At 28.8% G+C, this 14329-nt stretch carries 13 protein-coding genes; all 13 read left to right on the top strand.

The window, feature by feature from the left end:
* Positions 1-12 precede the first annotated feature (12 nt).
* The 13 genes from I2E98_RS02050 to I2E98_RS01990 all read left to right on the top strand — a co-directional run bounded on the left by I2E98_RS02050 (position 13) and on the right by I2E98_RS01990 (position 14320).
* Positions 13-1032, top strand: a complete 1020-nt coding sequence (locus I2E98_RS02050; RefSeq protein ID WP_133014034.1) for a rod shape-determining protein — start codon at positions 13-15, stop codon at positions 1030-1032.
* Positions 1032-1874, top strand: a complete 843-nt coding sequence (gene mreC / locus I2E98_RS02045) for a rod shape-determining protein MreC (RefSeq protein ID WP_195467308.1) — start codon at positions 1032-1034, stop codon at positions 1872-1874. The genes I2E98_RS02050 and mreC overlap by 1 nt, the downstream gene beginning before the upstream one ends.
* A 4-nt stretch (positions 1875-1878) precedes the next feature.
* Positions 1879-2370: a rod shape-determining protein MreD gene (mreD, locus tag I2E98_RS02040; protein ID WP_195467307.1), complete on the top strand. Its 492-nt coding sequence runs from the start codon at positions 1879-1881 to the stop codon at positions 2368-2370.
* On the top strand, positions 2367-5312 hold the full coding sequence (locus I2E98_RS02035; protein ID WP_195467306.1) for a penicillin-binding transpeptidase domain-containing protein: 2946 nt from the start codon (positions 2367-2369) through the stop codon (positions 5310-5312). The genes mreD and I2E98_RS02035 overlap by 4 nt, the downstream gene beginning before the upstream one ends.
* A 243-nt stretch (positions 5313-5555) precedes the next feature.
* The gene (gene minC, locus I2E98_RS02030) at positions 5556-6203 is read left to right on the top strand and encodes a septum site-determining protein MinC (RefSeq protein WP_195467305.1); all 648 of its coding nucleotides are present in this window, start codon (positions 5556-5558) and stop codon (positions 6201-6203) included.
* Between the two features lie 15 nt (positions 6204-6218).
* Positions 6219-7016 carry a septum site-determining protein MinD gene (gene minD, locus I2E98_RS02025; RefSeq protein ID WP_195467304.1) on the top strand — a complete coding sequence of 266 codons (798 nt, stop codon included), beginning with the start codon at positions 6219-6221 and terminating at the stop codon, positions 7014-7016.
* Between the two features lie 15 nt (positions 7017-7031).
* Entirely contained in the window at positions 7032-7301 is a 270-nt protein-coding gene (gene minE / locus I2E98_RS02020) for a cell division topological specificity factor MinE (RefSeq protein ID WP_195467303.1), read from the top strand.
* 271 nt (positions 7302-7572) lie between these two features.
* The gene (rodA, locus tag I2E98_RS02015) at positions 7573-8709 is read left to right on the top strand and encodes a rod shape-determining protein RodA (RefSeq protein WP_195467302.1); all 1137 of its coding nucleotides are present in this window, start codon (positions 7573-7575) and stop codon (positions 8707-8709) included.
* Between the two features lie 96 nt (positions 8710-8805).
* Positions 8806-9198 (top strand): hypothetical protein, encoded by a 393-nt coding sequence (locus I2E98_RS02010; RefSeq protein ID WP_195467301.1) that lies wholly within the window; start codon positions 8806-8808, stop codon positions 9196-9198.
* Between the two features lie 71 nt (positions 9199-9269).
* Entirely contained in the window at positions 9270-10118 is an 849-nt protein-coding gene (locus I2E98_RS02005) for a site-2 protease family protein (protein WP_195467300.1), read from the top strand.
* Between the two features lie 202 nt (positions 10119-10320).
* Positions 10321-12180 (top strand): TIGR03960 family B12-binding radical SAM protein, encoded by a 1860-nt coding sequence (locus I2E98_RS02000; RefSeq protein WP_195467299.1) that lies wholly within the window; start codon positions 10321-10323, stop codon positions 12178-12180.
* Entirely contained in the window at positions 12164-12865 is a 702-nt protein-coding gene (locus tag I2E98_RS01995; RefSeq protein ID WP_195467389.1) for a TIGR03936 family radical SAM-associated protein, read from the top strand. Before I2E98_RS02000 ends, I2E98_RS01995 begins: the two co-directional genes overlap by 17 nt.
* Positions 12866-12877: 12 nt before the next feature.
* Entirely contained in the window at positions 12878-14320 is a 1443-nt protein-coding gene (locus I2E98_RS01990; protein WP_195467298.1) for a ribonuclease E/G, read from the top strand.
* Positions 14321-14329: the final 9 nt, after the last annotated feature.

The following is a 14329-nucleotide window of genomic DNA, read 5'->3' as shown; positions in this document are numbered from 1 at the left end:
AGGGGAATTCATATGGGATTTTTCAGTAGTAATAAAGATATGGGAATAGATTTAGGAACAGCTAACACGCTTGTTTTTGTTAAAGGCAAAGGAATAGTGTTAAGTGAGCCTTCAGTTGTAGCAATAAATAGTAATACAAGAAAGCCTCTAGCAGTTGGTCAAGAAGCGAAATTAATGATAGGTAGAACACCAGGGAATATAGTTGCAATAAGACCTCTTAAAGATGGAGTTATAGCAGATTTTGATGTTGCACAAACTATGCTTAAAAAACTAATAGAAAAGGTAACAAGTAAGAGCGCATTTACTAGTCCAAGAATAATAGTATGTTATCCATCAGGAGTAACAGAAGTAGAAAGAAGAGCTATTGAAGAAGCAGCAAAATTCGCTGGAGCAAGAGATGTTGTTTTAATGGAAGAACCAATGGCAGCTGCTATTGGAGCAGGACTTCCAGTTGGAGAACCTACAGGAAGCATGATAGTTGATATTGGTGGAGGAACTACTGAAGTAGCTATTATTTCATTAGGAGGAATAGTAACTAGTAAGTCATTAAGAGTTGCTGGAGATGAGTTAGACCAAGCGATAATAGCATATGTTAAAAAAGAGTTTAGTTTAATGATTGGTGAGAGAACAGCTGAACAAATAAAAATGGAATTAGGATCAGCATATAAGATAGATGACGAAAATGCTTCTATGGATATTAAAGGAAGAGATATGATAACAGGTCTTCCAAAGATAGTTACAATAACAGAAGATCAAATAAGAGAAGCATTAAAAGAGCCGGTATATTCAATTATTGAATCAATAAAAACTACATTAGAAAAGACACCACCAGAATTATCAGCTGATATAATGGAAAAAGGAATAATGTTAGCTGGAGGCGGAGCTTTACTAAAGGGGCTAGACAAATTAATAAACCACGAAACAAACATGCCTGTTCATATTGCTGAGACACCATTAGATTGTGTTGTTTTAGGAGCAGGAAAAGCACTAGAGAATTTTGATGAATTAAGCAAGACTCAAAGAGGTCAATAATGAAACCTTTTAAAAACAAACTGGCAGTAACTATAGTGGTACTGTCAGTTGCCTTTTTAGGCATAATTATTTTCAGTTTAAAAAATAATTCAAATATTATATCTAGTGGTGTAGGTAGTGTTATTAGTCCATTACAAAAGATAATTTATAATGCAAACGATAAGCTAAAGGAATCTTTTGATTTTTTTATTAATTTTTCAAAAGTGAAGCAAGAAAATAAAGAACTTGCAGCAAAAAATGCAGAATTAGAAAATCAGTTAATTGAATATAATAGAATGAAAGATGAAAATACAAGATTAAGAGAAATGTTTAATTATTCTGAAGCTCACCAAAACTATAATTATTTAGGGTGTAATATAGTTGGATATAGTGGAGGAAATATTTCAAATGGATATATAATTGATAAAGGAACTAATGATGGAGTAAAAAAGGACATGGTAGTAATAACTCCAGCAGGATTGGTTGGAAAAGTTACAAAATCCGAAAGTAGTTATTCAATAGTTCAAACTATATTAAATGAAAATATTGCAGTAGCTTCTATGGTAGAAAGTACTAGAGAGACAACAGGCATATTGCAAGGAGTTACAGATAGCAAAAATAAGAATTTAACGATCTTATCAAATATTCCAATTGATTCTGAAATAAAAGAAGGAGATATAATTTTAACTTCTGGACTTGGAGGAATGTATCCACAAGAAATTAGGATTGGGGAAGTAGTTTCAGTAGAAGTGGATAGTGTTGGAATTATGAAGAAGGCTATTGTTAAGCCATATGTAGATTTTAATAAACTTGAGGAATTATTTGTTGTAGTTCCAAAAGAAGAAATTAATATTGGGGAGTAGAAGTATGAAGAGATTATATTTAATAATTATATTAATAATTTTATTAATCATTGATAATACTTTATTGCCTTATTACTCAATAAAAGGATCTTTTCCAAGTTTATTATTTATATTTGCCATGGCTTATTCAATTATAAGAGGCAAAGAAGAGGCTATTTTTATAGGAATAGTAAGCGGATTTTTACAAGACATATTTTTCTTTGCGGGTTTCGGGGTAAATTTATTTTTAAATATGCTTTTATGTTTTTTATGTGCAAAAATAGGGGAAAGTATATTTAAGGAAAATAGACTAGTGCCAGCTTTGACAGCTTTAGGTGTTTCAATATTGAAAGTTTTAGGAGTAGTAATTATATTTAAGCTATTTTCTCAAACGATTAATATACCTGTGGCATTAATCTCGTGTGTATTAAATGCTATTTGTATGATGCTTTTCTATACTTTGATTTTAAAAACTTTAGATAAATATCTAGATAGAAATACATGGAGGTTTAAATGATAGTTAATAAACCTAAAAAAAATAAAGAAAATTCCAGATATTCTGTTTTGTATATAATTATGTTTATAATGATGGGAACTATTGTTGCCAAACTATTATATCTTCAAGTATACAAATATGATGATTATAAAGAAAAAGCTGATGTAAGTTCTACTAAATTTATTTCAGAAGAAGCTCCAAGAGGAAATATATATGATAGTGAAGGAAATGTTATAGCAACTAACAAGCAAACTTATACTTTAACTTATATGGAAACTGTAGATTCAACTAAAGCATTTTATAAGACTATGGATAAGGTTTTTAAAATATTAGAAGATAATGGTGAAAGTTTTCAAGATGATTTAGCACTTAAAGTTGATGATAATGGAAATATATATTTTGATTTTAAAACTGATAATGAATCTAGCAGAAGAGCTCTTGAAATAAGATTTAAAAGAGATAGAGGATTAAATGAAGATATAGAAGAAGAGAAGTTTAAAAATAAAGAGGGCGACTATACAGATAAAGAGATAAATGAAGTTAATGATGCACTTATGGAAATATCTGCAGAGGATACTTTTTATTATCTTGTAAAATCATATGATTTGTATAAGTTATTATTACCAGAAAACTATACTTCAGAACAAGCAACTGAATTAGCTAAAAAGTATAAGAATTCAACTGGAAAGGAAATATTAGATGATCTATTAAAAGAATATCCTATACAGCAAATAAGAAGATATATTGTCATCAAAGATGCTATAAAAATGGGAAGCTTTAGTGGGTATTCTAATATAACAATAGCAAGTAATATAAATAGAGATACTGCTTTTATTGTATATCAACAATTAACGGATTTGCCTGGAATAAATGTTAGTTTAAAGCCTGTTAGATACTATCCATATAGTACTTTAGCATCGTCAGTTGTAGGATATGTATCATCAATAAGTAGCTCTCAACAAGAAAGTTATGAATTAAGAGGATATGATACATCTACAGATTTAATTGGTGTATCTGGAATAGAGTCAGCTTTTGAAGAACAATTAAAGGGAATAAAAGGTGGGACTACGGTAAAGGTAAACTCTCAAGGAAGAACTACAGAAGAACTATTTAAGTTAGAGTCTTATCCAGGAAATAATGTACATTTAACAATTAACAAAGATGTACAATATGCTGCTCAAGAAGCATTAAAAGATCAAATTATTAAATTGCAATCAGAAGGATTAACAAGTGCAACAAGAGGTGCTGTTGTAGCTGTGGAGGTAAATACTGCAAGAGTTATTGCTATGGCAAGTTATCCAGATTTTGATCCTAATGATTTTGCAATTCCTAGTGAATTAACTACAGAGAAATATAATGAATATTTTAATCCAGATTACGAATCATTTGGTACACAACATATTCAAAATAGTAATGCTAAGGGAACACTAGATGAGCTCTTTCCTGTAAATGAAACTACAGGAGCTAGAGAAGATAAGTATGATTTATATCCAAGAGCTATGTTTAATTATGCAACACAAGGGCTAGTTCCACCAGGATCTACATTTAAACCATTAACAGCAGTTGCTGGTTTAACTGATGGTGCTATAACTGAAAATGATACTGTTAATGATGTTGGGGTTTGGAGTAGTGAATATACAGGAAAGCAGGTACTTGAAAATTTCCAAAAGATAGGTCATGGAATCACTGATGTAAGAAAAGCACTTGAAGTATCATCTAACTATTTCTTTTATGAAACAGCTATTAGATTATATATAAAAAATGGTGCCGATATAGATGCGCTTAACTCTATAGCTCGTTATGCATGGAAGTTTGGATTAGGAGCAGAACAAGGTAAAACAGCATCTACAGGAATTCAAATATATGAGAATTTTGGCCAAACATATAATTTTGTATCATGGAGAAGAACATTAGCTTCAAATGCAAAATATAGTTTAGTTCCAGCCCTTGAAGAGGGAGTATATTATGGATATTCATTTGTGCCATTTGATATTAGTGATATAAGTACTGATTCAGATGAGTTAAAAGCATTAAAAACTAGTTTAAAAGATAATATAAAAGAGACATTACTTAAGGTAGGAACAGAAGAGCAAATTTCTAGTCAAGATGAATACGCTCAAAGTATACTTAATACTGTAAAGAAGATAATGGATATATCAGATAAATATAAAGAGAATGTTGCTAATTATGAAGCTGCTAACAATAAAAAAGTAGATGTGGATTCTCAGGCAATAACAGTGGCAAATGCAATTGCATACTTTACTGTAACAAATCAAACATCAGAAATAAAATCTCCGATAAATTTAGTGCAAGATGCCATCGGGCAAAGTATGAATGCATTTACTCCATTGCAAATGGCTAACTATGTTGCTACATTAGCAAATGGTGGTACTCGTTATAAGGTTTCTATTGTGGATAAAGTAACGTCGCCGACAGGTGAGGTTATTCAAGAGTTTAATCCAGAAGTTATAGAAAGTAATCCTATTGATGCAGATATATTACAGGCTATTAAAGAGGGGATGAGAAGAGTTAATACATCACCATCTAATGCAACTAATTATGCATTATTTGCTAACTTCCCTATTGCAGTCTGTGGTAAGACAGGAACTGCTGACTTTGGAACATCAGAACAATATGAATTCCAAGGAAGAAAGGCTTATGCAAATTATATAAGCTTTGCGCCAATGGATAATCCTCAGATTGCTATATTCTCAACTATTTACGATGGAAACAGAGGAGCAAATAGTGCTTATGTTCATAAGGGAATATATGAAGCATTCTTTAAGGATGAATTATTAGCTATTAATCCTAATTATGCAGCAACTTCAGAAACATTCCAAAAGTATGTTTTAGGATCACCAGCAGATAACAATCAAGAAGCATTAGAAGAAAATGAACATCAAGAGCAAGATGTTAAACAGGAGCAAAATAATCAGGATCAACATGTTCAACAAGAACAATAAAGTGAATAAATATATTGAAAATAAGAGAGGTTTAATAATGACTTCTCTTATTTTTTTAATGAAAAAGTTCTTATAGCTTTACTTAAAATTAGAGTTAAATTACAATTAGTAATGCATATATTTAGTAAAATAAGTGCTATTTTGTAGAAAAATTACAATACTTTTAATCAGATTATGTTTTTAATTGTAGTTATATGATATAATTAAAAGTAAATTGAGTTTTTAATTGGTGGAGGATAACCAATGAAGGATGAAAGAATACAGATAAAAGGCAATAAAGATGGAGTAAATGTTATAATAGATATGGAGAAATTTATAAGCTTTGATGATATGTTAGAAGTATTAATATCTAGTCTATTAAAAAATAAAGGTTTTTATAAAAATTCTATATTAAAAATAACATCTAATCTTAAACATATTGATAACTCTGAAATAATTAGATTAAAAGAAGAATTATTTCAAAAGATAGATATAAAAGATTGTATTTTTGATGATATTAATAAAGTTAAAGAAAATAATTCAATTAAATTTTTTAATGGAGTTAATGAAGGAAAAACTAAATTTATCAAGAAAACAATAAGAGGGGGGCAGTCTATTGATTACCCTGGGAATATTATTATAATAGGTGATATTAATAGTGGAGCCGAAGTTTCTGCAGGAGGTAATATTATAGTTCTTGGAAGTATTAAAGGACATGTTCGAGCTGGTACTGGAGGAAATAAGAAATCCATAATAGCTGCATTTTTTATGCAACCTGAATTAATGCAGATTTCAGATATATTAACTATATCACCAGATGATGGATTAAAGCCATCTTATCCAGAGGTTGCCAAAATAAAGGATGGTTATATAGTAGTAGAACCATATTTACCAAATAAATATATTTACTAAAGTGGAGGGATTTACATGGGAATTTCGATTGTTGTTACATCAGGAAAGGGTGGAGTTGGAAAGACTACAACAACGGCAAATTTAGGAACTGCATTAGCAGCATTAGGAAAAAAGGTTGTGGTAGTTGATGGAGACACTGGATTAAGAAATCTTGATGTACTAATGGGATTAGAAAATAGAATAGTTTATACAATAATAGATGTAATTGAAAATAGGTGTAGATTAAAACAAGCATTAATAAAGGATAAGAGATATACTAATCTTTGTTTACTACCAACAGCTCAAACAAAGGATAAAGATGATATAAGAGCACAGGATATGTTTGATTTAGTTAATAAGCTTAAAGAGGAATTTGACTATGTGTTAATTGATTCACCAGCTGGAATTGAACAAGGATTTGAAAATTCTGTTGTTGGTGCAGATAAGGCTATAGTAGTGGTTAATCCAGAAATTACTTCAGTTAGAGATGCTGATAGAGTAATAGGGAAATTAGATGCAAAAGGTTTAGAAGATCATACTGTTATAGTTAACAGATTAAATTATGAAATGACAAAAAGAGGCGATATGCTTGACGTATCAGATATCATAGAAACTTTATCTGTCAAATTATTAGGAGTTGTACCTGATGATAGAAGTATAACTGTTTCAACTAATAAGGGAGAACCTATAGTGTTAGATGAAAAAGCCCTTTCAGGTCAAGCATTTAGAAATATAGCTAAAAGAATTATAGGGGAAGAGGTACCTTTAATGAAACTAGGAGCAGAATCTACGGGATTCTTTTCAGCTATAAGAAAGATTTTCAAAAAAAACTAGGGGGATAAAGGCGGTATGGATTTATTAAGGGTATTTTCTAACAAAACTACACCAAAGGAAGTTGCTAAAGATAGATTAAAGTTAATACTTATTCATGATAGAGGTGATTTAGCTCCTGAAACTTTAGATAAAATAAGAAAAGAAATACTAGAGGTTATTTCTAAGTATATAGAAATTGATGCTAATGATGTAGAAATATCATTAAATAGAAGTGATGATATTGAAGGAGAAGGTTCACCAGCATTAATTGCCAATATTCCAATAAAAAATATAAGGAATAGATAAGATAGGGAGGCTGTTAAAAATAATAACAGTCTCTTTTAATTTAAGTTAATATTAAAAAATGTTATATAAAGAATATAGGGATATAGTAAAATAGATTATTTAAATAAGTTTAAGTTGAGTATAAGTAGCTTGATATATATATAAAATATGAATTAAAAAGTTAGTAATTCTTAAGAGTTTATGAATTTTATATGTAGTAATATAATTATTTATGGAGAAAAAGTATGAAATAGGATATAATAAGTAGGTATAAATTCAAGGAGGTAAAATTATGATACCTTTATCAAAGTTTAAACTGAATTTAAAAAATCTAAAAAAAGTAGATATATGGATGTTCATATCTATAGTATTGATAACGATATTCGGTATAGTTAATATATATCTTGCTAAAAAAGCATCTACAGGTGGAATGGTATTTCCAATAAAGCAATCAGTATTTTTTGTAGCATCAATATTATTGTTGTATTTTGTATTAGCAATAGATTATTCAATAATCAAAGCATTTACACCAATATTTTATTGGACATCAATTGCGTTGTTGGTTTTAGTTTTAATAATAGGTTCAACTATTAATGGTGCCCAAGGATGGATAAGATTAGGACCACTATCATTTCAGCCAGCTGAATTAGCAAAGATTGCAACTGTTATGATGATGGGTAAAAAACTAGAAGACATGGATGGAGAAATAAATAATTTTAAAAATTTCTTTGTACTAACTTTTTATGCTATAATACCAGCAGGACTTATAGTAATTCAACCAGATATGGGAATGACAATGGTATTGTTCTTTATGGTTTTAGGTGTTTTCTTTATAGGTGGACTAGATAAAAGAATAATAATAGGTGGTCTAGGAGCTTTAGTAGTAGGAATTGTATTAGTATGGAATTCAGGATTAATACAAGATTATCAAAAAAGAAGAATAACATCATTTAGGAATCCTGAAACTGATACATCAGGCTCGGGATATCATTTAAGACAGTCTCTGATAGCTATTGGATCTGGGGGATTCTTTGGAACTCTTAATACATTAGCTAATGATGGAACAGGTGGATATGCATCTCAATATGTTCCAGAAATACAAACAGACTTTATTTTTAGTCAAATATGTCAACAATGGGGGACTTTTGGAGCTATTTGTTTATTAATTTTATATGGGATACTTATATCAAGAATGATTAATATAGCACGGACAGCAAAGGATTTATTTGGAACTATATTGACAACAGGAATGATTGCATATTTCTTGTTTGCAATGTGGCAAAATATTGGAATGACTATAGGTTTAATGCCTATTACAGGAATAACATTACCATTAGTTAGCTATGGAGGAAGTTCTTTAGCAACAACTATTCTTTCATTAGGGTTAGTTCTTAATATAGGGATGAGAAGAAAAAAATTGAATTTTTAAATAAGTAAAATATGCAATATATTGCAAATGCAATATATTGCATATTTTTTTAATTATAAAAATATAATCTAATAAGCAATTTTTTAGGAGGAAATAATGAGTAGTTATAATTACCAATATAAAAGATACTATCAAGAATTACAAAATAAAAATTCAGCAAAAAGGACATCGCCAGTTTATAGAAGTAATTCCTTTGAAGATGTATATGGAAGTGGAATAAAAAAGAAACCAAAGGAAGAGTTCTTTTCAAGTATGGCTAATGTTTTTATTTATCAACTAGTTGTTGTTATCTTTATGTTTATGGCAGCTTTTTATTTAAAATATTCTCCAAGTGAACAGGATTCTTATAAAAATGTAAAAGCAGTAATAAATGATACTACCTATAGTATTGAAAATGAAAAAATTGAATCCTTTGATTTTTCAGAGATATTAAATAAGATAAATAATTACATAAAAACAAGCTTAAATGGAGGAAAAGTTGATTTTTAAAAGTAAGAAATCCTGTGAGAAAGGTGGTTATTAATATAATGTGAGTCTATAAAGGAGCTGTAAATGGATAGATGGAAAAAAGTGTTTTAGCTGAAATTATATTATTTTTTATACTTCTTAGTTTAAACAAATCAATTATTTTAGCATTTATAAGCATATTTCTTCATGAAATATCTCATATAATTGTAGCTAAAAGGAATGGCTGTAAATTCAATAATTTTAAAATTCATATATATGGTACAAGTGCACAGTTTATAAATATTGATGAATTATCTAAGAAGGAAAAAATTCAAATATATTTAGCGGGACCATGTATGAATCTAGCCATTGCATGCATATTTTTTTTTGTTGGTTTAATAATTAATAATAGCATAGTAGATAAAATAATTAATATTAATTTAAATTTATTATTTTTTAATATTCTTCCAGCATATCCTTTAGATGGTTCAAGGATATTAGAAATTATATTATCGGGAAAAATATTGTATAAAGAGGTTACTGATATAATTTCTAAGATTAGTTATATGATAGCAATAGGACTAATTACTATTTCTTTAGTTATATTTATATATAATAAAGGTATAAATATTAGTCTAATTATTGCAGCCATAATAATTTATTTAATAACTAAAAGTGAAAAAAAGTCAGCTATGTATATATTAATGGGAAATATATTTGTAAAAAGAAATAAGCTATTAAGAAATAAGTATATTGAAAATAAGAGTATATCAGTATATTACAAATTAGGTTTAGCTAATGTTATGGCAATTATAGATAAAAATAGATTTAATTCTTTTTATGTCCTAGATGATGATTTAAGGCTTTTGTTTATAATGCACGAGGATGAGCTTATAGAAGCATTAAAACTTTATGGAAATATTACATTGGAGGAATATTTTTATAGAAGGGACAAGGCTTAGAATTAGTTTACTTTTTTATGATTAGTATGCTAGAATAGTAAAGATAATTATGACAAGTTGCAAGTGGCAAGTTTCAAGTTAAGGATGAAACTCCAATTGGAGTTTCTAAAATATAATTTTAAAAATTCAGCTTAAGCTGAATTTTTTCCTAAACTCAGAACTTGTCACTTGTCACTTATCACTAAATTAGAGGAGGGTGCTTATGAATAGAATAACTGATGATATTTTATGTAAAGTAGAAAAGCCATCTAGATATGTAGGTGGAGAATTAAATCAAGTTATAAAAAATCCAGAAGATGTTAATATAAGATTTGCATTTTGTTTTCCTGATGTATATGAAGTGGGGATGTCTCACTTAGGAACAAGAATTTTATATCATACTATAAATGAAAGAAAAGATACATATTGTGAAAGAGTATTTACACCATGGCCAGATATGGAAGCATTAATGAGAGAAAATGATATAAAGTTATTTTCTTTAGAAACTAAAACTTCATTAGATAAATTTGATATGTTAGGATTTACTCTTCAATATGAAATGAGTTATACAAATATATTAAATATGCTTGATATGTCAGGGATAACTATAAGATCAAGTGAAAGAGGCGAAGATGAGCCAATAATTATGGCAGGAGGACCTTGTGCATATAATCCAGAGCCTTTATATGATATCGTAGATTTCTTCGAAATTGGTGAAGGTGAAGAAATGATGAATGATGTTTTAGAGGTTTATGCAAGACATAAAGCTAATGGAAAAGTTAATAAAAAGGAATTCCTAAGAGAAATATCAAAGATAGGTGGAATTTATGTTCCAAGTCTTTATGATGTTACATACAATGATGACGGAACTATAAAAGAATTTAAGCCTAAATATGAAGATGTTCCAGCTAAAGTTAAAAAGAGAATAGTTAATAACTTTGATTCAGTAGCATTCCCAGATGAAATGATAGTTCCTTATACTGAAATAGTTCATGATAGAGTTGTATTAGAAACAGCTAGAGGATGTACTAATGGTTGTAGATTCTGTCAAGCAGGAATGATTTATAGACCTGTTAGAGAAAAGACTACAAATACTTTATTAGAACAAGCTAGGAAGGCGCTTAAAGCCACTGGATATAATGAAGTGTCATTAGCTTCTTTAAGTATTTGTGACTACTCTAATATTCAAAATTTAATATCTAGTTTAATTTTAGAGCATGAAGGAGATAAAGTAGGTATAGCCCTTCCATCAATAAGAGTTGATGCTTTTTCAGTAGATCTAATTAAAGAAATTCAAAAAGTTAGAAAAACTGGATTAACTTTTGCTCCTGAAGCTGGTTCTCAAAGAATGAGAGACATAATAAATAAGGGGTTAACTGAGGAAAGAATTTTAGAAGCTGCTAAGAGTGCTTTTGAATCAGGGTGGAGTACTATTAAATTATACTTCATATTAGGATTACCTTATGAAACAACAGAGGATGCAGCAGGAATTGGTGAATTAGCAGAAAAAATGGCTGATGTTTATTTTGGAATTCCGAAGAATGTTAGAAATAAAGGATTAAAGATTACAGTAAGTACATCTATATTAGTTCCAAAGCCATTTACTCCATTCCAATGGGCTCCAATGGCAAGACCAGAAATAGTTGATGAAAGAATCAAAGCTGTTAGAGGTGCTATAAAATCAAGAAGCATAGTTTATAACTATCATGAGCAAGAAACTTCATTTATGGAAGCTGTATTTGCAAGAGGTGATAGAAGAACTTGTGATGTTTTAATGAAAGCATTTGAAAAAGGTGCTAAATTTGATGGTTGGTCAGAATACTTCAATATGGATATATGGAATGAAGCTATGTCTGAATGTAATTTAGATCCAGATTTCTATGTATATAGAGATAGAAGTTATGAAGAAATACTTCCATGGGATTTCATAGATATTGGAGTTAATAGAAAGTATCTTGAAAGAGAAAATGAAAAGGCTAAAAAAGCAGAGCTTACTAAGAATTGTTTAGAAGGTTGTACAGGATGTGGAATAAACGTAAACTTTAAAGAAGGGAAGTGTTTTGAAGGTGCGATACGTAATTAAATTTACTAAAGGCGAGAATATTAAATTTATTGGTCACTTAGATTTAATGAGAACTATTCAAAGAATAATAAAAAGATCAGGATTACCAGTTGAATATTCAAAGGGGTTTAATCCTCATATGTCTTTATCAATAGCACAACCACTTTCAGTTGGAGTTTACTCTGATGGTGAATATTTAGATTTAGTTTTAACAAAATCTCTTGGAGTAGGAGAAGTTATAGAAAAATTAAACGAAAGTGCTCCTCCGACAATTAAATTTTTACATGCAATCCCTGTTAAAATAGTAGAAAATGTTAAGAGATTACCACAAGCTATGGCACTTTTAGATGGAGCTAGATATATAATTAAGGTAAAACTTAATGGAACTTCTAAAGTTGAAGAAGAAATGATGAAGACTCTAAATGAAAGTAAATGGGAAATAGTTAAGAAAACTAAAAAAGGTGAAAAACTTACTGATATAAAGCCTTTTGTTAAAGAATTTAAGTATTGGGTAAAAGACAATGAATTAGTTTTAAATACTCTAATAGCAACTGGAAGTAGAGAGAATCTTTCTGCGGACCTTTTAGTAACATACTTAAAAGGTAAAATATCAGAAGTTAATATGGACTCTTTTGTAAATATAAAGAGAGAAGAAATGTATATATTAAAAAATAATAAATATGTTCCTTTATATAAGGGGATTTAAGGTAGTTTTAATATGAGAGAAATTTTCATTGAAAAAAGAGAAAACTTAATTAGAATTGCCGTAAAAGAACAGGATCAATTAATGGAGTGCCTCGTAGAAGAGGACTCCATTAATCCACAAATTGGAGAAGTTTATAAAGCTAGAGTTAAGAACATAATTCCAGGAATTAATTCTGTATTTTTAGATATAGGTTTAGAAAAAGAAGCTTATATGTATTATAGTGAAGAGTTAAAAAGAGTTGGGATAAAAAAAGGTCAAGAGTTATTAGTGGAAGTCTTAAAGGAGCCTTTAGGTAACAAAGGTGCTAAAGTTAGTAATAAAGTGACCATACTAGGTAAATTTATTGTTTTAACAGTAGGAGATGAGGGAATAACTTTATCAAAACGAATTTCTGATGTAGAGCAAAAGAGAAGATTAACTACTCTTATAAATCCAATTAGAGGCATTGGTATTGTGTTTAGAACAGATGCTGAAAATGCAACGGATGAAGAGTTAAATGAAGAGCTAAATTATCTTTTAAATAAAAAAGATGAAATGGAAAGAAAGCTTAAATACTCTAAGAATATAGGGAAGATTAAATCAAACAGTTTAATTACAAGATTTTTTGAGGAACTTGATAATAGAAAAACTAAAATTGTTGTAGACAATTTAGAATTTCTAGAAATGATAAAGAATCTAATTAATAATCAGAGTAATGTTGAGTTTAAACTATATGAAGGTACAAGAACTTTATTTGATTATAGTGGTATAGAAAAAGAAATAATTAAATTAAGACATAAAAAGGTTAATATACCTTGTGGTGGATATATTGTAATAGACAAAACAGAGGCTATGTATGTAATAGATGTTAATAGTGGAAAAAACACAAAAGGCAGAGATTTTAATAAAACTATAATGCAAACTAACTTAGAAGCTGCAAGAGAAGTTGGAAGACAAATTAGATTAAGGAATTTAAGTGGAATAATAGTTGTTGATTTCATTGATATTAGAGATGAAAAACAAAAAATACCAGTATTTAAAGAACTTAAAAAGGCTTTAGAAGCGGATAAGGGAAATGTTAAAATTTTTCCTTTTACAGAGCTTGATTTAATCCAAATAAGTAGAAAGAGAAGAGGTAAATCTATTTATGAATATTTAGAAGAGCCTTGTAGAAAGTGTAAAAGTAATGGATTCCTTTTAAGGATATCTTATATAGAGACTCTTATTAGAAATGAAATTATAAAATGTTCAAATGAGAACTCTATAAATGATTTTTATGTTGAAATAGATAAAAATTATGAAGAGGATATAAAGGGAGATTTATTTAAATTTTTGAAAAATATTGATGGATTAGATAAAGAAATTTATTTGAATTTTGTTGATGATATAGAGGGGTATAAGGTTGAACCTCTTATATTCTCTAATCAAAAAGAGAATTACCAAAAGTACAAGATAAAAACAATTGAAAAAGTATAATAAATTTCT

The organism is Clostridium sp. D43t1_170807_H7, assembly GCF_015555905.1.
Classification (GTDB): domain Bacteria; phylum Bacillota; class Clostridia; order Clostridiales; family Clostridiaceae; genus Clostridium.
The sequence above is the reverse complement of the archived record's forward strand: the minus strand, read 5'-3'. Positions and strand labels throughout refer to the sequence as shown.